Here is a 23,542-nt window from a genome sequence, read left to right as displayed (position 1 = left end):
GTCACGCTAATCAACAAGGGGGCGCCAGCGGCGCCCAAGAGCAAGGAGCCAGCGCTTGAGCAGGATTTTGATAGTGGAGGACGAAGAGTCCTTCAGCGACCCCCTGTCCTACCTTTTGGGCAAAGAGGGTTTCGACGTCGAGGTAGTGGACAACGGCACCGACGCCTTGGTGGAATTCGACCGGAACGGTGCCGACCTCGTCCTGCTGGATCTCCAACTGCCCGGAACACCGGGGACGGAAGTGTGCCGTCAACTGCGCCAACGTTCCAGTGTGCCGGTCATCATGTTGACCGCCAAGGACTCGGAGATCGACAAAGTTGTGGGCTTGGAGTTGGGTGCGGACGATTACGTCACCAAGCCATACTCCTCCCGCGAACTCGTGGCGCGCGTGCGCGCAGTGCTCCGCAGGCAGGGTGAGCCTGAAGAGCTGATCACCTCCACCGTGCAGGCCGGGCCCGTCCGGATGGATATCGAACGCCACGTGGTGAGCGTCAACGGCGAGCAGGTGTCACTGCCGTTGAAGGAATTTGAACTCCTAGAAATGCTGCTGCGCAATTCCGGACGTGTGCTCACCCGGGGCCAGCTCATTGACCGCGTGTGGGGTTCAGATTACGTGGGTGATACCAAGACGCTTGATGTTCACGTAAAGCGACTGCGTAGCAAGATTGAGCCTGATCCGTCCGCTCCAAGGTACTTGGTGACGGTGCGTGGACTGGGCTACAAGTTCGAGCCGTAAAGCTTCAAGCAGCTGACCGTCGGCCAGCAGACAACGACAAAGGAAGGGTTCCGCCGCAGCGGAACCCTTCCTTTATTGTCTTTGCTTGCAGCGCGCGGCCTGCTAGTGGCCGGCAGCTGCAGATTCGGTGTGCGTCGGCGTCGGCGTTGCCGTGGAAGTGGAAGACGGAGTTGCCGAGGCACTGGAGGAGGGCAGGTACTCCTTGTACTCCGGCAGCGTGCCGTCAACCACGGGAACGTTGATCGTTGCGGAGTCCGACCCGCTGCGAATGGTTACCGGGCTCAGTCCGCCGGGCCTGGTGCCTGCGGTGCTAAGGACCGCGGCGTCGGCTTCGTCGTTCAGGTACGTCTCCGAGTTGGCCTTGACCGGGATTTCCGTCTGGGCGCCATTGGCACCACTGATGGTCAGGGTGGCATCCGAGCTGGACTTGTTGAACACGGCGCCGATTACGCGGCCCGGCTGGTTCTCGCCTGAAGCGACGATCAGCATGTTGCGCAGCTCAAGCTGGCCGAGATCTGCTTTGACCCCGTCCGATGCTGAGTACTGGTGGGAAGTCTGCTGGGCGTTGACGAAGCCACAGCCGGTTACGGACAGAAGACCGACGCCGATTGCAGCCGCCGCAATTGCCAGCTTGCCGCGCTGGACAGGGTTCATCGCAGTAATGCGCACGACACCTACTCCTCAAGAGTCATTGGAACACTTTTCAGCCATAGCCTATCGGCAAAGCGGCCGAAATAAGGATTCGAGAAGGCATTGTGGCGAACGCGACCGGGAAGATCCGACGCGCTCCTTGCTTCCGTGAAGCATCTTTCCGGGCTCGCGTCAAGGGGTATCGCGAGCCCGTTTGGGGCCTATTTCCCTTTATTGGCGCGGCTGGACAGCCCGTCGGGTGCCAGTCGTATGCCTTAATCGTGATAGACTAGTCTGCGGGAAAGGGGAAAGTCCACATGGTTTTTGAGGTCGGCGAGACAGTAGTTTACCCTCACCACGGTGCAGCAAAAATTGAGGAAATCAAGATGCGCACCATCAAGGGCGAAGAGAAGATGTATCTCAAGCTCAAGGTGGCTCAGGGTGATCTGACCATTGAAGTTCCAGCAGAGAACGTTGACCTTGTTGGGGTCCGGGACGTAGTGGGCAAAGAAGGCTTGGAGCACGTATTTGACGTTCTCCGCGCCGAGTTCACTGAAGAGCCTACCAACTGGTCACGTCGTTACAAGGCAAACCTGGAGAAGCTTGCTTCGGGCGATGTCATCAAGGTGGCGGAGGTCGTTCGCGATCTTTGGCGTCGTGATCACGATCGCGGCCTTTCCGCAGGTGAGAAGCGCATGCTGGCCAAGGCGCGGCAGATTCTGATTTCAGAACTGGCCCTGGCTGAGAAGACAGACGAAGAGAAGGCAGCAAGCGTTCTCGACGAAGTCTTGGCTTCCTAAGAATTGATGCCCGGTGGTGCGCAAGCGCCGCCGGGTTTCTTTTTGCCACAAAGTACCGAGAGCTACTTGATGATCAAGTATCTTCAAGTATTTTCCCAGTAACCTTGGGCGCATGAGTATTCCTTCCAAGCGCGCTGTTACGGCGGTAATCGTGGTGGCTGCCGGCTCGGGCGAGCGCCTCGGCTACGGCATGCCCAAAGCCAAAGTTCCGCTGGGCGGCGAAACCATCCTGATGCACGCCCTTCGTGGCGTCGTCGCTGCCGACGTCGCACGCCAGATCTGCGTCGCGGTGCCCAAGGGGGATGCGGAACTCCGGCAACTGATCGCCGCGTTCACGGTTGAGCTGGTAGACGGTGGCCCTGAGGTGACAGTTGTCGACGGCGGCTCCACCCGTGCCGATTCCGTCCGCGCCGCTTTGGCTGCTTTGGAAGAGGGGACAGAAGCCGTCCTGGTCCATGACGCAGCCCGCGCATTGACCCCCGAGCGCGTATTCCAGCGCGTGGCCGATGCTTTGGCCTCTGGCGCCAAGGCCGTCATTCCAGCCATGCCTGTGGTGGACACCATCAAGACCGTCGCTGAGACCAACGGCCCGGACTCCTCCATTGCTCCGGAAGTTGTCACTGGAACAGCGCCCCGTGAACAGCTCAGGGCAGTGCAGACGCCCCAGGGTTTCGACCTCGCTACGTTGCGCCGCGCGCACGACGCCGCCGGGCTCTTCGATGACAAACAGGCCGCCGCAGTCACAGATGACGCCATGCTTGTTGAGCTTCTGGGCGTTCCGGTCCACGCCGTCCGCGGGGCCAGCCAGTCGCTGAAGATCACCACGCCCCTGGATCTCATCATTGCCGAGGGCCTCCTCGAGGGTCCCCTTGGAATGCGCTGGGTGGAAGGCTGATGGCCGGCCAGCAAGCTGCGGGCCTTGCCGGCACCGTGGTACTTCCCCGAACCGGAATCGGCGTCGACGTGCACGCATTCGCGCCGCAGGACGATCCCCAGCCGCTCTGGTTGGGTGGCCTCTTTTGGGAAGGCGAGCAGGGGCTCTCCGGACATTCCGACGGCGATTGCGTCGCCCACGCGGCTGCCGACGCCCTGTTTTCCGCCTGTGGAATAGGTGACCTCGGCACCCACTTCGGAACGGACCGGCCCGAGTTCGCCGGCGCCTCCGGGGTCAAGCTGCTCGGTGAGGCTGCACGGATAGTCAGGGCCGCAGGTTTCGAGATCGGCAATGTCGCCGTGCAGTTCGTAGCCAACCGCCCCAAGTTCGGCCCCCGCCGGGAAGAATCCCAAAAGGTCCTGAGCGAAGCTGCAAACGCGCCCGTCAGCGTCACAGCCACCACCAGCGATGGCTTGGGATTTACTGGCCGCGGCGAGGGAATTTCTGCGGTTGCCACCGCCCTCGTTTACCCCGTCAACGGAGCAATCCAGCCGGGTTCCACTGAAGGTGGGCTGAATGCTTAAGGTGCGTTCCGGCGTCGTGCGTTACGCCGTGCTGTTGTCCGCGGCCGTGACTTCTGCGCTCCTGCTCGGGGGCTGTGCAGGGACACAGAAGATGGATGTGAAGGCCAGTTGCGAGTTCCTCAACAACGACACCTTCAAGCCCGATGGCAACCGACAGCAGCAGTCCAAGCAGATCGCTGCCCATTATCACGAGATCGCAGACAAGCTGGCTCCGGAAATTGGCGATCCCATCAAGGAGATGGCCGCCATCATGGACAAAGCCGCGGCGTCGTCGCTCGGGGCGGCAACGCAGGAACAGCAACAGCAGCTGACCGTGCACTTCAACAAAATCGGCGAGTACTGCAAGTAGGCAAGTCATGGCGCGTCATCGGCTAATCTGGAGCGGTGACCCTGCGCTTCTATGACACCGCCTCCGCCGAAGTCCGCGACTTCGTTCCCCTCGAAGATGGCAAGGCCAGCGTGTACTACTGCGGGGCTACCGTTCAGGGGATGCCACACGTAGGGCACGTCAGGTCCGCAATCGCGTTTGACCAACTGACGCGCTGGCTTGAATTCCGTGGGCTCCGCGTCACGGTAGTGCGCAACGTCACGGACATCGACGACAAAATCCTGGCCAAGTCCGAGCAATCCTTCGGTCCCGACTGGGCCGCCGAGCCGACTGCGCGGAAGGACGAGGAGTGGTGGGCTCTGGCTTACCGCTACGAGCAGGAATTCGAGAACGCCTACGAATCCCTCGGCGTCCAGCGCCCGACGTACGAGCCACGAGCCACCGGGCACATCCCGGAAATGCATGCGCTGATCCAGCGGCTGATCGACCGCGGCCATGCCTACCCCGCCCTGGACGACTCCGGAGACGTGTACTTCGACGTGCGCTCCTGGAGCAAATACGGCTCCCTGACGCGGCAGAACATTGATGACATGCAAGGCGCCCCCGACGCCGACCCGCGCGGCAAGAGGGATCCGCGCGACTTCGCGCTGTGGAAGGGTTACAAAGACGGCGAACCCGTCACTGCCAAATGGGAGTCCCCCTGGGGAGCCGGACGTCCAGGGTGGCACCTCGAATGCTCCGCCATGGTCACCAAATACCTGGGCACGCGCTTCGACATCCATGGTGGGGGATTGGACCTCCGATTCCCGCACCACGAAAACGAGATGGCCCAGTCCCAGGCCGCAGGCGATGAATTCGCCAATTTCTGGATGCACAACGGCATGGTCACCTACGAGGGCGAAAAGATGTCCAAGTCCATCGGCAATACGGTAAGTCCTGCCGAGATGCTTGACCTGGCCTCGCCCCGCGTGGTCCGGTACTACCTTGGCCAGGCCCACTACCGATCCGTACTGGACTATCGGCCCACATCGCTGCAGGAAGCAGCGGCCGCCGTCGAACGCATTGATGGCTTCATCGCCAAAGCCGCCGCGAAGGTGGGGCAGCAACTCAGTGAGCCGAAGAGCTACGCCGAGGATGCGCAGGCCGCGATGCCGGCCGCCTTCATCGCGGCCATGGATGATGACCTCAACGTCCCGCAGGCGCTCGGTGTCCTGCACGAGACCGTTCGGGCCGGCAACACAGCCTTGGCTGCGGGGGACCTGGGCGCCATAAAAGACGCTCTCTCCAGCGTCCACGCCATGACAAATGTCCTTGGCCTGGACGCCGTGAAACGGCCGGAGGCCGTGCAGAGCCGCGAACACGCGGCACTGGAAATTTTGGTGGAAGCGCAGCTTGAGGCCCGCGCCGCAGCCAGGGCCAACAAGGACTGGGCCGCGTCCGACGCCATCCGCGACACCCTCGCGGCCGCCGGAGTCGTCGTCGAAGATGGTGCGGAAGGCGCTACCTGGAGCCTGAAACGCGACTGACAAACCGCCGCCACCGCCGAATTGCATTGGGTCAGTAGACTGGAATGCAGACTCATTAATTTCAAGCAAGGTGGACAGAATGGCCAACCACGGTCGCCCGGGTGCAATCCGCAAGAGCAAGAAGGGCCCCTCCACGGGTACCGGAGGCCACGGTCGCAAGGCCCTCGAAGGCAAGGGGCCCACCCCCAAGGCCGAGGACCGGACCTACCACAAGGCGTACAAGAACAAGCAGCTTTCCGAGCGTTCAGCTGCCAAGCGCGGTCCCGCACGCCCGGGAACCGGCGCCCGCTCCGGCCCCAAGGGCCGCGCAACTGAAGAGCTGGTCACCGGCCGCAACTCGGTTGTGGAAGCGCTGCGCGCCGGCATCCCTGCAAAGGCCCTGCATGTTGCCATCCGCATCGAAATGGATGATCGCGTCAAAGAGTCCCTCAAGCTTGCTGCAGAGCGCGGCATCCCGCTTCTGGAAACCGGCAAGCCCGAACTGGACCGCATGACCGAGGACGCAGTCCACCAAGGTCTCGTCCTGCAGATCCCGCCGTACGAGTACGAGGACGCCTACGACCTCGCAGAGACCACCATCGCCAAGTGGAAGAAGGGGCACATCTCCAACGCCCCGATCTTCGTTGCACTCGACGGCATCACCGATCCCCGCAACCTCGGTGCGATCATCCGTTCCGTCTCCGCGTTCAGCGGCCACGGTGTCATCGTTCCCGAGCGCCGGTCCGTCGGCGTCACGGCATCGGCATGGAAGACTAGCGCCGGTGCCGCAGTCCGCGTACCCGTGGCCCGCGCGTCGAACCTAAACAACGCCCTCAAGCAGTTCAAGAACATGGGCATCTACGTCCTCGGCCTGGACGGCGACGGCGACGTCTCGCTGCCCGACCTCACCGTAGCAACCGAGCCCGTCTGTATCGTAGTCGGGTCCGAAGGCAAGGGCCTCAGCCGTCTCGTGCGCGAAAACTGCGACCAGATCGTCTCGATTCCGATCGACTCCGCCATGGAATCGCTCAACGCGTCCATGGCCGTGGGCATCTCGCTGTACGAAGTCTCGAGGCAGCGCTCCGCCGAGTAGTCCTGATGAGGGCGCCGCAAGCGCCATCCTCCGCGTGCTGCTCCTCCGTCGCTTTGACGCACGCTTCCGGATGGCCCCAGCGGCGCCCTTGGATGCTCTCTCACTTCCCGCGGGTTTTTGGCGGATCTTCTCTCACTTCCTGCCCCTTTTCGGCCAACGCTCTCTCACTTCATGCTGGTGGGGGAGCGTTTGCTGTCTTCTGGAATGACGACGACGGCGGCATCCGGCCCGGGCGGTCCGGTCCCCTTTGAAAAGGGGATGTGAGAGAAGATCGGCCCAAAACCCGTTGGATGTGAGAGAAGATCGGCCCAAAACCCGTTGGATGTGAGAGAAGATCGGCCAGAAGCCCGCAGGATGTGAGAGAAGATCAGAATTCGCGGCGGTTGGCCAGGACCGGGAGCTTTTGGCGGGCTTCTTCCACCACTGCGGGGTCGAGGTCGGCGAAGAGGAGGCCGGGCTCGCCGTCGAGCGCTTCCACGACCTGCCCAAAGGGGGACACGACGGCGGAGTACCCGACGCCCGTGGGCGCGGCACCTTTGACCTCAACCCCTTGCGTAGCAGGATCTCCCTGGCCGCAGGCAAGCACGAACGTCGTGGTGTCCACCGCCCGGGCGCGGGACAGGAGCTGCCATTGATCGGCCTTTCCCGGTCCGGCTCCCCACGATGCCGCCACGATGTTTACAACGGCTCCGCGCAACGCGTTGGCAGTGAACAGTGCGGGGAAACGGATGTCGTAGCAGGTGGCCAAACCAAAGGTGACGCCGCCGACGTCGAACGTCACTGGGTCTGTTCCCGCCTCAACCGTGTCCGACTCAGCGAAGCCGAACGCGTCGAAGAGGTGGATCTTGTCGTAGCTGGTCTCTACTCCGGGGCCTGTGACCAGGAGGGTGTTCCGCACGCGGCGCGCGCCGGAATCCGAAGCTGAGCCAGGCGTGAACATGCCAGCCACGATCACCAGCTGAAGTTCGTCAGCCAGCTCGCGCACCCGGCCCGCCCAGGGACCGTCGAGAGGTTCGGCGATGTCCAGCAGGGAGTTGCCGAACGCGCGCATCATTGCCTCGGGAAAAACGACAAGCTCCGCGCCGCCGTCCTTGGCACGGTGGGCGTACTCCTCCAGAAGCCGCAGATTGTCAGCCAGGTCCCGGCCGGTGATGACTTGAGCGAGTGCAACGCGCACGATTGAACCTCCAGTTCTGTCCAGTCCCAGTATGGCAAGGCTGCCGCCAACACACAGCCGCGGCGACACATTCGGGGGAGCGGATACGGGTGTGCTGTTGCCCGGACCAGAGCGTTCCAGCACGTGAGCGGCCCGGAACGAGGCCCGCGGCCGGTACGTGCCGGAAATTTGATGTGGTGGGCGCCGTCACACGGGCGGCCAACTCAGCACTCATCCTGTATGGAACTAAACTTGCAAGCAATGGTTATGCCTATTTTGGACCCAGCAGCCGCCCTGGATGCATCGCGCCCCAGGCCCCTCGGACTGAGCGAGCCCCAGCCCGATTTCTTTGATGCCGTCACGCAGCAGACAGACAACGTCAACGTCGCAGTGTTTGCTCCGGACCTGGAACGCGTTGAGGTCGCATACCAAGCGCCCGGTGATGGTTGGCGGGTTCACACCCTTCCCAATCTGGAGGACGGTGTGCACTTTGGCATCGTCAGCGGCATGCCGCCGGGCACGCGGTACGGATTCCGCGCTGCTCCACCCGAGGGCGGGCTGCCGATGTCGGTACCGGCACTGGATGTTGACGACGACGACGAACAGTCCCTGTTGCTGGATCCCTATGGTCGCGCCGTGGATCAGCGGGGCGAGTTCCTTACGAGCGTCCACATGGCAACGGATTTCGACTGGGGCGATGACGCGCCGCCGCGTACGCCGATGCGTACGTCCGTAATCTACGAAGCCCACGTTCGTGGCCAGACGATGCTTCACCCGGACATCCCGGAACACCTCCGCGGCACCTATGCCGGAATGGCACACCCAGTGATGATCCAGCACCTGACTGAGCTTGGAATCACTGCGGTGGAACTCCTGCCCATCCACTTCCACCTGGACGAGTCGCACCTCCAGGACCTGGGCATGACGAACTACTGGGGATACAACACCGCGGCCTTCTTTGCCCCTCACTCCGACTACGCCACAGAGGCCGCGCGGAACGCCGGTCCCCACGCTGTGCAAGACGAGCTGAAGGGCATGATCAAATTGCTCCACGCCGCCGGCATCGAGGTCATCCTGGACGTGGTCTACAACCACACCGCGGAAGCCGGACCGGACGGGCCTGCGCTGAGCTTCCGCGGCCTCGCGGAGAAGCGCTACTACCGGCACGATGCGCATGGACGGTATCTGGATACCACCGGTTGCGGCAACACCCTGGATTTCAGTGATCCCGTGGTGGTGGACCTTGCCTTGGATTCCCTGAGGTATTGGGTGAATGACTTCCACGTGGACGGCTTCCGCTTCGACCTCGCCGTGACCCTGTGCCGGGACGCGGGCAACCAATTCGACCCCAACCACCCCTTCCTGCAGGCCATTGCCGAGGATCCGGTCCTGTCGGAGGTCAAGCTCATCGCCGAGCCTTGGGACGTAGGTTACGGCGGCTGGCAGACAGGGCGGTTCCCGCCGGGGTGGTCAGATTGGAACGATCATTTCCGCGACGGCGTCCGGCGCTTCTGGCTGTCCGACCGCGCTGCCATTGAAGCCGGCGGCCAAGGCGGCTCAGTCGCGTCGCTGGCTGAGCTGATGGCGGGTTCGGCGAGCCTGTTCGCGCCGTCCGGCCGAACGCGCCTGGCCTCGGTCAATTTCATCACGGCACACGACGGCTTCACGCTCAAGGACTTGGTGAGCTACGACCGAAAGCACAACGAGGCCAACGGTGAGCAGAACCGCGACGGCCACGGAGACAACCGCAGCTACAACCATGGCTTCGAAGGCCGTAGCGAAGACGAAGAAATCGTATCTGCCCGGGCGCTCTCCGTCCGGAACCTGATGGCCACCTTGTTGTTGTCCATCGGCGTCCCCATGATCACCGCTGGTGATGAGATCGGGCGAACGCAGCACGGTAACAACAATGCGTACTGCCAGGACAATCCCACGGCCTGGCTGGACTGGAGCCGGACCCAGGAAGCCAACGCCATGTTCCAGACCACCAGGGAGCTTGTCAGGCTTCGCCGCTGGTTCCTGCGCCACCAGCCTGAGAGCTTCCCCGCCCACGCGAATGATTCCAGCCTGCAATGGTTCGACGACAAGGGAAAGCGCATGACGCCCGCGCGTTGGAATGATCCCAACGCGCGCTCCATTCAGCTCCTGATGGGTCATGAGGACAGCGAAATCCGGGGCCTGATTGTGGTGAACGGCAGCAACCAGGACGTAAAGATGGTGCTTCCCGAGATCCTGAGCGAAACCGGCATCGGCAAGCGTATGTTCGAACTCCGGTTCACAACGTCGGTGCTGCATGAACGCCGGAAGGGTGCGCTGGTGGCGTCGGGCGAGCGGGATATCCTGCAGGCCAACACCATCAACGTTTATCGCACGTAGGAGCCTCCTGCATGAAACGGATCAGCAGCAAACTGCTGGCCTTCGGAGCTCTGGTGATTGCCGTCGTCGCGCTTGTGGTCGCATTGGTGGGCGGCGGCCCGCTGACCGTCCCTCAGGAAACGTCAAGCACGCAGACCACGACGGCGGAGCCTGGCTCGGCGTCAGCGCCGTCGTCGATGGCAAACCCCTCTGCGCTGCCCAGCATCAACGCCTCGCAGCTTCCCCGGGAAGCGCAACAGACGCTTGCCCTGATTGCGAAAGGCGGGCCCTATCCCTATGACAGGGATGGCGTGAATTTCGGTAACTTCGAGGGACTCCTGCCCAAGAAGTCCAGCGGATTCTATAAGGAGTACACGGTTCCAACACCCGGTGAGCCAGATCGCGGCGCTCGCCGAATCATTGTTGGCAAGGACACGGCCAAGTACTACACCGCTGACCATTACGATTCGTTCAAGTTCATCGTCGAAGGCAAGTAGGAGCCCATGAAGATCTATTCCGCAGACACCTGGACCATCGAAGAACTTCAGGAGCAGGTGGCAGACGCCGGGCGCAGGACCATCCTCGTCCCGCCGGCGACAACAAAATCGGGCGTCCTGGAGGTCTTTGGCCAGGTCCTGGACTTCCCGGAGTACTACGGCGTGAACCTGGACGCGCTCAACGACTCCCTGCATGACTTTGCCGACGCCTTGTCCGACGACGACGGCACTCCCGTCACGATGATCTGGCAAGTCCCGGCGGCCTACCGAACGGACCGTTCCTTCGGCGTGGTCTGCGAGATCCTCCAAGACGCGGAGCGCTACGCAGGCCGTGACCTTGCGGTGATTGCGGTCTTCGAAAACTAAATTTCATGAGTCGCAACGCCTCGCCGAAGCAAACAACAAAGCCGGATGCCAGTTATCCGGAAGCGTGCGTCAAAGCGACGAAGGAGCAGCACGCGGAGGATGACTGACATCCGGCGGATGTCGTCTGGTTACGGACTAGGCGTTCGCGATCAACCCCAGTTCAGCTTTGGAAGCCAGCGCCGAGTGCTTCGGGAACACCCGGACGGTGTAGCCGAAGGACCCTGAACGGTTGATGACCAGGTCGCCGTGGAAGAGGTGGCGTCCACCTCCGAGGTTCTCCAGGGAGTCCAGTTCCGCTACGACGATGTCCTCAAGCTCATCGGATTCCTCGGCACGGCCAAACGCCACCTCCACGGAGACGTCGTCGGGGGTCAGGTCGTGGAGCGCCACGTATGCGTTGACCTGCAGGGTGTCGCCGACCTGGGGTTCTTCGGACACTCCCACCGAGTCGACGTGTTCCACTACGACCTCAGGCCAGGCGCTGCGGACCTTGGAGGTCCAGGCCGCGAGCTCCTTGGCTTCCTTGAACGATTCAGCGGTGGCCCGACGCCCGGCTACTGCCGCGGGGCAGTACAGGTTGTTGACGTAGTCGTGCAGCATGCGTTCGGCTGAGACTGCCGGGCCCAGGTTCGCCAGGGTGTGCTTGATCATGGACACCCAGTGGGTGGGCACGGTCTCGCGGCTGGATTCGGAGGGTCCTGCTGCGCCGGCGCCTTGGGCCACGGTGGTCCCGTAGAAGCGCGGTGCCACTTGGGTTTCCAGCAGCTCATAGAGTGCGGAAGCTTCAATGTCGTCGCGCTCATCTGCGGATGCGCCGTTGTTGGCCGTGGGGATCGCCCACCCGTTTTCGCCGTCGTACATTTCGTCCCACCAGCCGTCCAGGACGGAGAGGTTGAGCGAGCCGTTGATGGCTGCCTTCATCCCGGATGTGCCGCAGGCTTCAAGCGGCCGAAGCGGGTTGTTGAGCCAGACGTCGCAGCCGGGGAAGAGGGTGCGGGCCATGGCGATGTCGTAGTTCGGGAGGAACACGATCCGGTGGCGAACCTCGGGGTCGTCGGTGAACCGGACAAGGTCCTGGATCATTTTCTTGCCGGCGTCGTCAGCGGGGTGCGATTTACCTGCGATGACCAGCTGGATGGGGTGCTTGGGGTCCAGCAGGAGGGCTTTCAGGCGCGCGGGGTCGCGCAGCATCAGCGTGAGTCGCTTGTATGTGGGCACCCTTCGGGCGAAGCCGATGGTCAGAACGTCCGGATCCAGCACGCTGTCCGTCCAGCCAAGCTCGGCGTCGGCAGCACCGCGTGTCTTCCATGAGGCGCGCAGCCTGCGCCGGACGTCTTCGACGAGTTGGGTGCGCAGTTCCTTGCGGAGCCCCCAGACGTCTTCGTCGCTGACGTTGTAGGCGAGGTCCCAACGGCCCAGGGCTTCGGCTTCTGCGCCGAACTGCTGCCGTGCCAGGGAGGATATCTTTGGGTCCACCCAGGTGGGAACGTGGACGCCGTTGGTCACGGAGGTTATGGGGATTTCGGAGTGGTCGAATCCGGGCCAGAGACCGGAGAACATTTCCCGCGAAACCACGCCGTGCAGCTTGGCTACGCCGTTGGCACGCTGCGCGAGGCGCAGGCCCATGACTGCCATGTTGAAGACGGAGGGGTTGCCGCCGTCGTAGTTTTCCCGGCCGAGTTCCAGGATCCGGTCCACGGGCACTGCAGGGGCGAGCCCGGCTTCGAAGAAGTGCTTGATCTGGAGGGTCTCGAAACGGTCGATTCCTGCCGGGACGGGAGTGTGCGTGGTGAAGACGGTGGATGCACGCCCGGCTGCGAGGGCTTCGTCCCAGGTGAGGGGATCGTTGGCGTCCGACATCGCTTCCTGGATGCGTTCGATTCCCAGGAATCCTGCATGGCCTTCGTTCGTGTGGAAGACCTCCGGTGCGGGCGTACCTGTCAGTTCCTGGTAGACGCGCAGGGCTTTGACGCCGCCCATGCCCAGCAGCAGTTCCTGCTGGAGCCGGTGATCGCCGCCACCGCCGTACAGGCGGTCGGTGATGCCGCGCGCGGCTTCGTCGTTGGAGGGGACGTTTGAGTCGAGCAGCAGCAGCGGAACGCGTCCGACGTCGGCACGCCAGACATGCGCGTGAAGCTCGCGGCCATTGGGAAGCGGAAGCGAAATGTGCACCGGCTTGCCGGGGACGCCGTCCTTGGAGGGCTGGCGCAGAAGAGTCAGCGGCAGGCCGTCCGGGTCCAGTACCGGATACGTCTCCTGCTGCCAGGCGTCACGGGACAGCGACTGCTTGAAGTAGCCGGCCTGGTAAAGCAGCCCGACGCCGATCAACGGGACACCGAGGTCCGAGGCGGCTTTGAGGTGGTCACCAGCAAGGATGCCCAGGCCACCGGAGTACTGGGGCAGAACCTCGGTGATGCCGAATTCCGGCGAGAAGTAGGCGATGCAGGCCGGAGCTTCTTCACCAAGCCCCTGGTACCAGCGGGGCTCGCTGAGGTAGCGGTCCAGATCGGCCGCAGCTTCCTGTACCCGGTTAACGACTTCGCCGTTGCTGGCGAGGTCCTGCAGCTGCTCCCTGCTGATGGACCCCAGGAGGGCGATGGGGTCATGCTGCGCGGCCTCCCAGAGAGCCGGGTTAAGGCTCGCAAAAAGTTCCCTGGTGGGCCGGTGCCAGGACCAGCGCAAGTTGGTCGCCAAGCGGGCCAACGGCCGGATGGGCTCAGGGAGGACGGTACGGACTGTAAATCTTCGAATTGCCTTCACGAGCGCCACACTAACGGACTCACATGGCAGTCGGAACTGGTTTGGGTTTCTTTTAGGTAAAAGTCATCTTGCGTCGCGAAGATGGCTCGTGTGCTTAGCATTCTTGGATTTTTGTCGCTAACGTCGTGGTTGTGACGAATACCTCGCGAACCATGACCGCTTTGAAATCCAAGACGAAAACGGACATCACCGCCGGACTTCGCTTCGGCCGGTTCCCCATCACGGCTGTCCAGCCGGTGGTTGAGGGTGGCCGGTTCCCCGCGAAGGCCCTTCCGGGTGAGGATCTCGCCATCGGTGCGACCGTCTTTCGTGAAGGACATGATCAACTCGGCGTCTCCGCCGTCCTGCTTGATCCCAAGGGCAAGGAGCGCCAGCGGGTCCGCATGGCGCCGGCCAAGGATGAGCGCTGGAAAGGCCTGGACCGCTGGGAGGGTTCGCTCTCGCCGTCCGGCACGGGTGCGTGGTCTTTCGTCATTGAGGCCTGGCATGACCGCTATGGAACGTGGCACCACAACGCTGAAGTGAAAGTGGGCGCCGGCATTGACGTCGAGTTGATGCTCGCCGAGGGTGCAGCCCTTCTTTCGGAGGCAGCAGAGGACGACGCCGGTCGCACCGCTGCGGAGAAGCGCACCCTGCGTGCCGCTTCAGTCGTCCTTGCCGACACCACCAAATCTGCCGAGGAACGCCTTGGTGCCGGTTTCAGCCCCGAGGTGCTGGCCGCCGTCGGACGCGTTCCGATCCGCGAGCTGGTGACGGTTTCGGAGCCGTTCCCGCTGCAGGTGGAACGTGACCTCGCGGGTCGTGGTTCCTGGTACGAGTTCTTCCCCCGCTCCGAGGGCGCGGTTTTGGATCACGCCACAGGTATCTGGACGTCGGGCAACTTCCGCACCGCGGCCAAGCGCCTGGAGGCGGTTGCTGAGATGGGCTTTGACGTTATCTACCTGCCGCCGATCCACCCGATCGGTTTCCAGCACCGCAAGGGACGCAACAACACGCTGACGCCGGGCCCGCAGGATCCGGGCTCGCCGTGGGCCATTGGTTCCAAGGACGGTGGCCATGACGCCATCCACCCGGATTTGGGCACTTTTGAAGATTTTGACGCTTTTGTTGCCCATGCCCGCGAGCTGGGACTCGAAGTTGCACTGGACCTGGCCTTGCAGGCAGCCCCTGACCACCCTTGGGTAACGTCCCACCCGGAATGGTTCACGACGCGTGTGGATGGGTCCATTGCCTATGCCGAAAACCCGCCAAAGAAATACCAGGATATTTACCCCCTGAACTTCGATAACGATCCGGAGGGCCTATCCAAGGAAATCCTGAGGATCGTGCAGTTGTGGATCAGCCATGGCGTGAAGATTTTCCGCGTGGACAATCCGCACACAAAGCCTGTCTGGTTCTGGGAATGGTTGATTGGAAAGATCAACAAAAAGAATCCTGAGGTAGTTTTCCTGGCCGAGGCTTTCACGCGTCCACCCATGATGCACGCGTTGGGCAGGGCAGGGTTCCAGCAGTCGTACACCTACTTCACGTGGCGGAACACCAAGACCGAGCTGGAGCAGTATTTCCATGAGGTGAGCCACGAGAGCGCGGCCTTCTTCCGGCCCAACTTCTTCGTGAACACGCCTGACATCCTCACGGAGTACCTCCAGTACGGTGGTCCCGCGGCCTTCCGCATCCGGGCTGTCCTTGCCGCGACGGCAAGCCCGCTCTGGGGCGTGTATGCCGGTTACGAGCTGTACGAACACGTGGCCCGGCCCGGGGCAGAAGAGTACATCGACAACGAAAAGTACGAGTACAAGGCCAGAGACTGGGAAGGCGCTGCCGCGTCCGGCCGCACGTTGGCTCCGTACATCACCAGGTTGAACACCATCCGCAAGGACCACCTTGCCCTGGGCGACCTGCAGAACCTGACTTTGCACAGCAGCACCGATGACGCAACCATCGTCTACTCCAAGCACAAGACCTTGCCGGACGGCACCAAGGACACGTTGATCATCGTTGTTAACGTGGATCCGCACAGCGCCCGCGAAAGCACGGTTTCCCTGGACCTGGCTGCCCTGCAGCTGGATCCCGCGGACTTCAACGAGGACGGCCGGTTCCTGGTGGATGACCTGATCAGCGGGCAAAGCTGGTGGTGGGGTGAACACAACTACGTCAGGCTCGACGCACACGTGGAGCCCGCACACATCCTGAGCATCCGGAGGCAGCCTTAGTGAGTTTTTCTCCGCAAAACCCGAGCCAGTACTTCACTCCGAAGAACACCTTCGAGCTGAATGCCCCCGGTCTCCAGCATGATCCGCACTGGTACCGCAAGGCAGTCTTCTACGAAGTACTGGTGCGGGCCTTTGCGGATGCCAACGGGGATGGCTCCGGTGACTTCCACGGCTTGATCGAAAAACTGGACTACCTTCAATGGCTGGGCGTTGACTGCCTCTGGTTGCCGCCGTTCTTCCATTCCCCGTTGCGTGATGGCGGCTATGACATCGCCGACTACACCTCGGTGCTGGACGAGTTTGGCACGATCAGCGACTTTAAGCGCCTCGTGGCGGAGGCGCACGCCCGCGGCGTCAGGGTGATCATCGACCTCCCCCTGAACCACACCTCGGACCAGCACCCGTGGTTCCAGGAATCCCGGAAGGACCCCACGGGTCCCTACGGCGATTTCTACGTGTGGAGCGATACGGATGAGAAGTACCAGGACGCGCGCATCATCTTCGTGGACACGGAGGAATCCAACTGGACGTTCGATCCCATCCGGCGCCAGTTTTTCTGGCACCGCTTCTTCAGCCACCAGCCGGACCTGAACTTCGAGAACCCCAAAGTCGTCGAGGCACTCTATGACGTCATCCGGTTCTGGCTCGACCAGGGAATCGACGGTTTCCGCGCCGACGCCGTTCCTTACCTCTTTGAGGAGGAAGGCACCAACTGCGAGAACCTTCCAGCCACCCATGCCTTCCTCCAGGACCTGCGCAGGATGGTGGATGCCAACTACCCCGGACGCGTGATCATCGCCGAGGCCAACCAGCCGCCCCATGAGGTGGTGGAGTACTTCGGCACCGAGGAAGCCCCCGAATGCCACATGGCCTTCCACTTCCCGATCATGCCCCGGCTCTACTATGCCCTCCGGGACCAGAAGGCGGCTCCGATCATCCAGACCCTTCGGGAGACCCCGGAGATTCCCAAGGGTGCCCAGTGGGGGACCTTCCTGCGAAACCACGATGAACTCACCTTGGAGATGGTCAGCGCGGACGACCGCGCTGCCATGCTTGGCTGGTACGCACCGGACCCCAGGATGCGCGCCAACATCGGTATCCGGCGGAGGCTGGCTCCGCTGCTGGACAATTCCCGGGCTGAGATTGAGCTCATTAACGCTCTGTTGCTCTCCCTGCCAGGCAGCCCTTTCCTCTATTACGGGGACGAAATCGGCATGGGGGACAACATTTGGCTCGATGACCGCGATGCCGTCCGCACACCCATGCAATGGAACCCGGACAGGAACGCGGGTTTCTCGGGCGCGGACCCGGGCAAGCTGTACCTGCCGGTGATCCAGTCCCTCGTCTACAACTACAGCATGGCCAACGTTGAGGCAGAGGCCGCGCACTCAGGCTCCCTGCTGCGATGGACCCGGCAGATCCTTAGCGTGCGCAGGAACCACCCCGTGTTCGGCCTGGGTAGTTTCCGCCACATCGAAGCGGACCACGAGGCCGTCCTGGCCTATGTCCGGGAACTGCCCGCCGGCAATCCTGAGGGCGAGGACGCGGAGACTATCCTGTGCGTCTTCAACCTTTCGCAGCATCCGGTGGCCGCGACCCTTGATCTGCCGGAATATGCCGGCAGGGGCTTCCGCGACATTTTCGGTGGCCAACCATTCCCGGCCGTTGGGGACAACGGCCAACTAACAGTCATGCTGGGTAGCCACAACTTCTATTGGCTGCGGCTGCGCTCTGCGTTTTCCAACCCCTCATCGCCATTTACCCAGGCGATTCCCGTGGTGTCTACCAAAGGATGAGATGAAAAAGGGAACACTTAACCCCTCGATCGAAAGTCTTCTCCGGAGCTGGCTTCCCACTAAACGCTGGTTCCCGGTGAAGAGCCCCGACTTTGCGCTGGAGCGTGTGGGCGGCTTCACCCTCCCGTACCCCGAAGGTAGCGCCGGTTTGCAGGTTGAACTGCTCGCCGTAACGTATCGGACAGCCGACGGCGGTCCCCGGACCGACGTCGTCCAGGTGCCGTTGAGCTTCAGGAGCCAGCCGTTGCCGGATGCTCCCACTGCCCTGCTCGGGGAGATCACGGATCCCGAACTGGGGCTCCGGCTCGTCTACGACGCCGTGTACGACACCGAGTTCATCACGGCGTGGCTGGACCTCATGCGCCGGGAGGACACAGTGGGTGACGGCCTCGCCGCGGGCCATCTCACCCGGGGCCGTGTGGCCCTTCCGGAAGGACCTACCTCGGTCCGCGTGCTGTCCGGGGAGCAGTCCAACACGTCCGTCATCATTGACGACGGCGGTTCGACGGCGATCGTGAAGATCTTCCGTGTGTTGGCAGCCGGCAGGAATCCCGAGGTGGAGTTGGGCGCTGCGCTGACGGCAGCAGGGACAACCGAGGTGCCCGCAACGTTGGGTTGGATCACAGGTTCCTGGGATGGCCAGGACCCAGGCGGTTCGGCGACCGGCGAGCTCACGGTGGCCCATGAATTCCTGCTGGGGGGACTGGACGCGTGGAGGCTGGCAGTCGAGGCCGCTGCAGCCGGCGCTGATTTCACCAAAGAGGCCCACGAACTCGGTGCTGCAACAGCAACGGTCCACGCCAGGCTCGCGGAAACTTTCGGCACACTGGATGGCCAAACGCAGGGCGCCGGCATCATTGCGACCCTGGCCCGGCGTGTCCGCCAGTCATGGGCAGAAGCGGCTTCCGCCGTCGGGCCTTATGAGGGCAACCTCGAAGAGCTGCTGGACACGCTTCATCCCAGCGATGTGGGCCAGCTGCAACGCGTCCACGGCGATCTCCACCTTGGCCAGATCCTTAAGGTTCCCGGAAAGGCGGGGGCGCCCGGCAGGTGGGCCATCCTGGACTTCGAAGGCGAGCCCCTCCGGACCATTAACGAGCGCAACACTCCCGATCTCCCCTTGCGGGACGTCGTGGGAATGCTCCGTTCCTTCGACTACGCGGCAGGAGCCGCTGTCCGTGAGAACGCCGAAGCCAAGGTGCCCGCAACATGGGCGGATGACTGCTCCACCGCGTTCCTGGCCGGCTACAGCGAAGTCATGCCGGGAACCATTGACCGCCGCTCGCCGCTCTTTGTGGCATTGTGGCTGGACAAGGCCTTATATGAGGTGGTCTATGAGTTGCGGAACCGGCCGGACTGGCTGTCCATTCCGGTCAACGCATCACGGCAAATCCTCGACAACACGAGCCGCGGCAAGCACGCCGCGGCTACAGCGGAAGGTAATGAAATGACAGGCTCTGCACGCACCGAACGGCCCCGAGTTCCCCTGCATGTGGACTCCGAGACCTTGGCCCGCGTGGCAGCTGGAGCCCACCACGCACCACACTCCGTGCTCGGCGCCCACCTGGACGATCACGGCCACGTCACCATCCGGACCGTGAAGCACCTCGCCACGTCGGTAACGGTGGTGACGGAGGCCGGACGCACTGCCATGGAGCACGAGGCCAACGGCATTTGGGCCGCTGTCCTGGATCCGCTGCAACACGGCCATGTGCCGGACTACCGGCTGGAAGTGGTTTACGACGCCGAACCCGTCACCATTGATGACCCGTACCACTACCTGCCTACCGTGGGCGAGGTGGACCTGCACCTGATCGGCGAAGGCCGGCACGAGCGTCTCTGGGACGTCCTTGGCGCCCACGTCCAGCATTACCGCTCTTCGCTGAGTGAAGTAGACGGTGTTTCCTTTGCTGTCTGGGCCCCGAACGCCCAAGCGGTTCGGGTCAAGGGTGATTTCAACGGCTGGGATGGCCGTAGCCACGCAATGCGTTCCCTCGGCTCGTCCGGCGTCTGGGAAATCTTCATTCCCGGGGTTGTAGCAGGGGCGTGCTACAAATACGAGATCCTGACCCGCGGCGGCCACTGGGTTGAGAAGGCGGACCCCTTGGCCTTCGGCACGGAGGTTCCACCGCTGACGGCATCCCGAGTGGTGGACTCCAGCTACCGCTTCAAGGACGCGGAGTGGATGACTGCGCGCGCCGAAAAGGACCCGCACAACTCGCCCATGAGCGTCTACGAAGTCCACTTGGGATCCTGGCGCCTTGGCCTGGGCTACAAGGAGCTGGCCAAGGAACTGGTTGACTACGTGAAGTGGCTTGGTTTCACGCACGTGGAATTCATGCCCGTAGCAGAACACCCGTTCGGTGGCTCGTGGGGCTACCAGGTCACGTCCTACTTTGCGCCCACGTCCAGGTTCGGGCACCCGGACGAGTTCCGTTTCCTCGTGGACTCCCTGCACCAGGCGGGCATCGGTGTCCTGCTGGACTGGGTCCCTGCACACTTCCCCAAGGATTCCTGGGCGCTGGCCCGTTTTGACGGCGAGGCACTGTACGAGCACTCGGATCCCAATCTGGGCGAACACCCGGACTGGGGCACCCTCATATTCGACTTCGGACGCACCGAGGTACGCAACTTCCTGGTTGCCAACGCACTGTACTGGCTCGAAGAATTCCACATTGACGGACTCCGCGTTGACGCCGTGGCCTCCATGATCTATCTGGATTACTCGCGCGAGGAAGGACAGTGGCAACCCAACAAGTTCGGCGGCCGCGAGAACCTCGAAGCAATCTCCTTCATGCAGGAGGTCAACGCGACCGTCTACAAGACGCACCCCGGAGCCGTCACCATCGCAGAGGAATCCACTGCATTCCCAGGTGTAACGGCACCCACCAATCATGGCGGGCTCGGCTTTGGCCTCAAATGGAACATGGGCTGGATGCACGACTCCCTGAAGTACATCTCCGAAGACCCCATCAACCGCAGGTGGCACCACGGCACCATCACGTTCTCCATGGTCTACGCCTTCTCGGAGAACTTCCTCCTGCCCATCAGCCATGACGAAGTAGTCCACGGCAAGGGATCAATGCTTCGGAAGATGCCGGGTGACCGTTGGCAGCAACTGGCAAACCTTCGGGCCTTCTTCGCCTACCAGTGGGCACACCCCGGTAAGCAGCTCATTTTTATGGGCACCGAATTCGGCCAGGAAGCCGAGTGGTCGGAGCAGTACGGACTTGACTGGTTCCTGGCTGACATCCCGGCGCATCGTGGGCTCCAACTCCTGGTCCGCGACCTCAACGGCCTATACAAGTCAACGCCTGCACTGCATGTACGCGATAACGAACCCGGTGGCTTCCAGTGGATCAACGGTGGAGACGCCGACCACAACGTGCTGACTTTCATTCGCTGGGACCACGACGGCAAGCCTTTGGTGTGCGCAGTCAATTTCTCGGGGGGCCCGCACAACGATTACATCCTGGGAGTGCCAGAAGCAGGGGAGTGGGTTGAAGTCCTGAATACGGACTCCGGGACCTACGGTGGTTCGGGTGTCATCAATGCCGGAACATTGAAGGCTGCGTCACCGGGGACTGACGGCCAGCCGGCAGCATTGACCGTGACTCTTCCACCACTGGGAGCCTCGTGGTTCGCGTTGGCTGACTAGTTCTCTGGAACAGGGAGGGTCCTGGAGCTTGCCGCTCCGGGCCCTCCTTCCCTGTGTTTCAGGGGTTTCAGAGGTGACGAGGGAGACCTCTGCCAGCGGGCTTTGCCATCTCGCTGGAGTAGGGGTATAGTTAGTACCCGCGCTGGTCCCCGAGTGGAGATCGCCAAGCAGACAAGATACCGCAAGGAAAAATCAAGTCATGCTTGCCGATTTGACTCCGAGAGGTCCAGCCGGTAAGTTTGAAAAGTTGCTCCGGAGCGATCCAGCGAAGGCTGGTGGTACTGCTTTGGAATAGTGACCTGTTGTTTGAGAACTCAATAGTGTGCCAAGTTTGTTGATGCCGATTGTTTTTTTGATTGGTTGAAATTATATGCCGGATCGTCATGCACCCCCGTGTGTGGTGGTTTGGTTTTCAGCTGGTTTCGAATTTTGTGCAGCCGTGTTCGCCGTTATTTCCGGTGGGTGTGGTTGTGTCTGTTTGATTTTTTTTGTTTTCAACGGAGAGTTTGATCCTGGCTCAGGATGAACGCTGGCGGCGTGCTTAACACATGCAAGTCGAACGATGATCCCTGGCTTGCTGGGGGGATTAGTGGCGAACGGGTGAGTAACACGTGAGTAACCTGCCCTTGACTCTGGGATAAGCCTGGGAAACTGGGTCTAATACCGGATATGACCATCTGGCGCATGTCATGGTGGTGGAAAGCTTTTGTGGTTTTGGATGGACTCGCGGCCTATCAGCTTGTTGGTGGGGTAATGGCCTACCAAGGCGACGACGGGTAGCCGGCCTGAGAGGGTGACCGGCCACACTGGGACTGAGACACGGCCCAGACTCCTACGGGAGGCAGCAGTGGGGAATATTGCACAATGGGCGAAAGCCTGATGCAGCGACGCCGCGTGAGGGATGACGGCCTTCGGGTTGTAAACCTCTTTCAGTAGGGAAGAAGCGAAAGTGACGGTACCTGCAGAAGAAGCGCCGGCTAACTACGTGCCAGCAGCCGCGGTAATACGTAGGGCGCAAGCGTTATCCGGAATTATTGGGCGTAAAGAGCTCGTAGGCGGTTTGTCGCGTCTGCTGTGAAAGACCGGGGCTCAACTCCGGTTCTGCAGTGGGTACGGGCAGACTAGAGTGCAGTAGGGGAGACTGGAATTCCTGGTGTAGCGGTGAAATGCGCAGATATCAGGAGGAACACCGATGGCGAAGGCAGGTCTCTGGGCTGTAACTGACGCTGAGGAGCGAAAGCATGGGGAGCGAACAGGATTAGATACCCTGGTAGTCCATGCCGTAAACGTTGGGCACTAGGTGTGGGGGACATTCCACGTTTTCCGCGCCGTAGCTAACGCATTAAGTGCCCCGCCTGGGGAGTACGGCCGCAAGGCTAAAACTCAAAGGAATTGACGGGGGCCCGCACAAGCGGCGGAGCATGCGGATTAATTCGATGCAACGCGAAGAACCTTACCAAGGCTTGACATGAACCGGAAAGACCTGGAAACAGGTGCCCCGCTTGCGGTCGGTTTACAGGTGGTGCATGGTTGTCGTCAGCTCGTGTCGTGAGATGTTGGGTTAAGTCCCGCAACGAGCGCAACCCTCGTTCTATGTTGCCAGCGCGTTATGGCGGGGACTCATAGGAGACTGCCGGGGTCAACTCGGAGGAAGGTGGGGACGACGTCAAATCATCATGCCCCTTATGTCTTGGGCTTCACGCATGCTACAATGGCCGGTACAAAGGGTTGCGATACTGTGAGGTGGAGCTAATCCCAAAAAGCCGGTCTCAGTTCGGATTGGGGTCTGCAACTCGACCCCATGAAGTCGGAGTCGCTAGTAATCGCAGATCAGCAACGCTGCGGTGAATACGTTCCCGGGCCTTGTACACACCGCCCGTCAAGTCACGAAAGTTGGTAACACCCGAAGCCGGTGGCCTAACCCTTGTGGGGGGAGCCGTCGAAGGTGGGACCGGCGATTGGGACTAAGTCGTAACAAGGTAGCCGTACCGGAAGGTGCGGCTGGATCACCTCCTTTCTAAGGAGCTGCTAACAACCGTGTCGGTTCCCGTGCATGCGGGGGCTGGTGGTTGTCAGTGTTGCCCATTGCGCAGGCGTATGTTCTGCGGTGGGTGCTCATGGGTGGAATATCAACGAATCAAACGTTTGTTTGGCATGGCCTGACCGGTTGTGTCCTGGTGTTAGTACGGCA

Annotated in this window: 16 protein-coding genes and 1 rRNA gene; 14 read left to right on the top strand and 3 right to left on the bottom strand. The window is 62.0% G+C overall.

The window, feature by feature from the left end; translation table 11 throughout:
* The first annotated feature begins 55 nt into the window (after window positions 1-55).
* Entirely contained in the window at window positions 56-736 is a 681-nt protein-coding gene (locus AC6I97_RS20035; RefSeq protein ID WP_159704610.1) for a winged helix-turn-helix domain-containing protein, read from the top strand.
* Between the two features lie 102 nt (window positions 737-838).
* Here AC6I97_RS20035 and AC6I97_RS20030 read toward each other — a convergent pair whose 3' ends face one another.
* Window positions 839-1,390, bottom strand: a complete 552-nt coding sequence (locus AC6I97_RS20030; RefSeq protein WP_224095159.1) for a hypothetical protein — start codon at window positions 1,388-1,390, stop codon at window positions 839-841.
* A 293-nt stretch (window positions 1,391-1,683) separates the two neighbouring features.
* Between AC6I97_RS20030 and AC6I97_RS20025 the strand changes: the two genes are divergently transcribed.
* The 6 genes from AC6I97_RS20025 (at window position 1,684) to rlmB (ending at window position 6,550) form a co-directional block, all read left to right on the top strand.
* On the top strand, window positions 1,684-2,166 hold the full coding sequence (locus AC6I97_RS20025; RefSeq protein WP_011690592.1) for a CarD family transcriptional regulator: 483 nt from the start codon (window positions 1,684-1,686) through the stop codon (window positions 2,164-2,166).
* A 112-nt stretch (window positions 2,167-2,278) separates the two neighbouring features.
* Window positions 2,279-3,061: a 2-C-methyl-D-erythritol 4-phosphate cytidylyltransferase gene (ispD, locus tag AC6I97_RS20020; protein ID WP_224094475.1), complete on the top strand. Its 783-nt coding sequence runs from the start codon at window positions 2,279-2,281 to the stop codon at window positions 3,059-3,061.
* Window positions 3,061-3,624, top strand: a complete 564-nt coding sequence (gene ispF, locus AC6I97_RS20015; RefSeq protein WP_497946345.1) for a 2-C-methyl-D-erythritol 2,4-cyclodiphosphate synthase — start codon at window positions 3,061-3,063, stop codon at window positions 3,622-3,624. The genes ispD and ispF overlap by 1 nt, the downstream gene beginning before the upstream one ends.
* On the top strand, window positions 3,617-3,973 hold the full coding sequence (locus AC6I97_RS20010) for a hypothetical protein (RefSeq protein WP_497946342.1): 357 nt from the start codon (window positions 3,617-3,619) through the stop codon (window positions 3,971-3,973). The genes ispF and AC6I97_RS20010 overlap by 8 nt, the downstream gene beginning before the upstream one ends.
* Before the next feature lie 35 nt (window positions 3,974-4,008).
* Complete coding sequence (gene cysS / locus AC6I97_RS20005; protein WP_497946340.1) at window positions 4,009-5,478, top strand: cysteine--tRNA ligase; 1,470 nt, start codon at window positions 4,009-4,011, stop codon at window positions 5,476-5,478.
* Between the two features lie 79 nt (window positions 5,479-5,557).
* Complete coding sequence (gene rlmB, locus AC6I97_RS20000; protein ID WP_416418885.1) at window positions 5,558-6,550, top strand: 23S rRNA (guanosine(2251)-2'-O)-methyltransferase RlmB; 993 nt, start codon at window positions 5,558-5,560, stop codon at window positions 6,548-6,550.
* Window positions 6,551-6,917: 367 nt separating this feature from the next.
* On the opposite strand, the gene AC6I97_RS19995 is transcribed toward rlmB, so the two are convergent.
* On the bottom strand, window positions 6,918-7,727 hold the full coding sequence (locus AC6I97_RS19995) for a carbon-nitrogen hydrolase family protein (protein WP_497946334.1): 810 nt from the start codon (window positions 7,725-7,727) through the stop codon (window positions 6,918-6,920).
* A 240-nt stretch (window positions 7,728-7,967) separates the two neighbouring features.
* On the opposite strand from AC6I97_RS19995, the gene glgX reads away from it, so the two are divergent.
* The 3 genes from glgX to AC6I97_RS19980 are packed head-to-tail and all read left to right on the top strand — an operon-like array spanning window position 7,968 to window position 10,924.
* Window positions 7,968-10,082: a glycogen debranching protein GlgX gene (glgX, locus tag AC6I97_RS19990; protein WP_497946332.1), complete on the top strand. Its 2,115-nt coding sequence runs from the start codon at window positions 7,968-7,970 to the stop codon at window positions 10,080-10,082.
* Window positions 10,083-10,093: 11 nt separating this feature from the next.
* Complete coding sequence (locus AC6I97_RS19985) at window positions 10,094-10,558, top strand: guanyl-specific ribonuclease (protein ID WP_497946329.1); 465 nt, start codon at window positions 10,094-10,096, stop codon at window positions 10,556-10,558.
* 6 nt (window positions 10,559-10,564) lie between these two features.
* Window positions 10,565-10,924 (top strand): barstar family protein, encoded by a 360-nt coding sequence (locus AC6I97_RS19980; protein ID WP_224166499.1) that lies wholly within the window; start codon window positions 10,565-10,567, stop codon window positions 10,922-10,924.
* A 135-nt stretch (window positions 10,925-11,059) separates the two neighbouring features.
* On the opposite strand, the gene glgP is transcribed toward AC6I97_RS19980, so the two are convergent.
* Window positions 11,060-13,684 carry an alpha-glucan family phosphorylase gene (glgP, locus tag AC6I97_RS19975; RefSeq protein ID WP_309931055.1) on the bottom strand — a complete coding sequence of 875 codons (2,625 nt, stop codon included), beginning with the start codon at window positions 13,682-13,684 and terminating at the stop codon, window positions 11,060-11,062.
* Window positions 13,685-13,836: 152 nt separating this feature from the next.
* Between glgP and AC6I97_RS19970 the strand changes: the two genes are divergently transcribed.
* The 4 genes from AC6I97_RS19970 (at window position 13,837) to AC6I97_RS19955 (ending at window position 23,368) form a co-directional block, all read left to right on the top strand.
* The gene (locus AC6I97_RS19970) at window positions 13,837-15,897 is read left to right on the top strand and encodes an alpha-1,4-glucan--maltose-1-phosphate maltosyltransferase (protein ID WP_224166501.1); all 2,061 of its coding nucleotides are present in this window, start codon (window positions 13,837-13,839) and stop codon (window positions 15,895-15,897) included.
* Window positions 15,897-17,693, top strand: a complete 1,797-nt coding sequence (gene treS, locus AC6I97_RS19965) for a maltose alpha-D-glucosyltransferase (RefSeq protein ID WP_224166502.1) — start codon at window positions 15,897-15,899, stop codon at window positions 17,691-17,693. Before AC6I97_RS19970 ends, treS begins: the two co-directional genes overlap by 1 nt.
* A gap of 1 nt (window position 17,694) precedes the next feature.
* A complete protein-coding gene (locus AC6I97_RS19960; RefSeq protein ID WP_309931058.1) occupies window positions 17,695-21,351 on the top strand; it encodes a 1,4-alpha-glucan branching enzyme in 3,657 nt (1,218 codons plus the stop codon).
* A 494-nt stretch (window positions 21,352-21,845) separates the two neighbouring features.
* Window positions 21,846-23,368, top strand: a 16S ribosomal RNA gene (locus AC6I97_RS19955).
* Window positions 23,369-23,542: the final 174 nt, after the last annotated feature.

This window comes from Arthrobacter sp. TmtSoilC48 (assembly GCF_059739425.1).
Note: the sequence above shows the minus strand (reverse complement) of the source record. Positions and strands in the feature narration are given on the sequence as shown.

What these genes read in the sequence shown, in the direction of transcription:
- AC6I97_RS20030 (WP_224095159.1), bottom strand. Translation starts at nt 1,390, where the DNA reads ATGAACCCTGTCCAGCGCGGCAAGCTGGCAATTGCGGCGGCTGCAATC.
- glgX (WP_497946332.1), top strand. Translation starts at nt 7,968, where the DNA reads ATGGTTATGCCTATTTTGGACCCAGCAGCCGCCCTGGATGCATCGCGC.
- AC6I97_RS19980 (WP_224166499.1), top strand. Translation starts at nt 10,565, where the DNA reads ATGAAGATCTATTCCGCAGACACCTGGACCATCGAAGAACTTCAGGAG.
- rlmB (WP_416418885.1), top strand. Translation starts at nt 5,558, where the DNA reads ATGGCCAACCACGGTCGCCCGGGTGCAATCCGCAAGAGCAAGAAGGGC.
- AC6I97_RS19960 (WP_309931058.1), top strand. Translation starts at nt 17,695, where the DNA reads ATGAAAAAGGGAACACTTAACCCCTCGATCGAAAGTCTTCTCCGGAGC.
- AC6I97_RS20025 (WP_011690592.1), top strand. Translation starts at nt 1,684, where the DNA reads ATGGTTTTTGAGGTCGGCGAGACAGTAGTTTACCCTCACCACGGTGCA.
- ispF (WP_497946345.1), top strand. Translation starts at nt 3,061, where the DNA reads ATGGCCGGCCAGCAAGCTGCGGGCCTTGCCGGCACCGTGGTACTTCCC.
- ispD (WP_224094475.1), top strand. Translation starts at nt 2,279, where the DNA reads ATGAGTATTCCTTCCAAGCGCGCTGTTACGGCGGTAATCGTGGTGGCT.
- AC6I97_RS20010 (WP_497946342.1), top strand. Translation starts at nt 3,617, where the DNA reads ATGCTTAAGGTGCGTTCCGGCGTCGTGCGTTACGCCGTGCTGTTGTCC.
- AC6I97_RS19970 (WP_224166501.1), top strand. Translation starts at nt 13,837, where the DNA reads ATGACCGCTTTGAAATCCAAGACGAAAACGGACATCACCGCCGGACTT.
- AC6I97_RS19985 (WP_497946329.1), top strand. Translation starts at nt 10,094, where the DNA reads ATGAAACGGATCAGCAGCAAACTGCTGGCCTTCGGAGCTCTGGTGATT.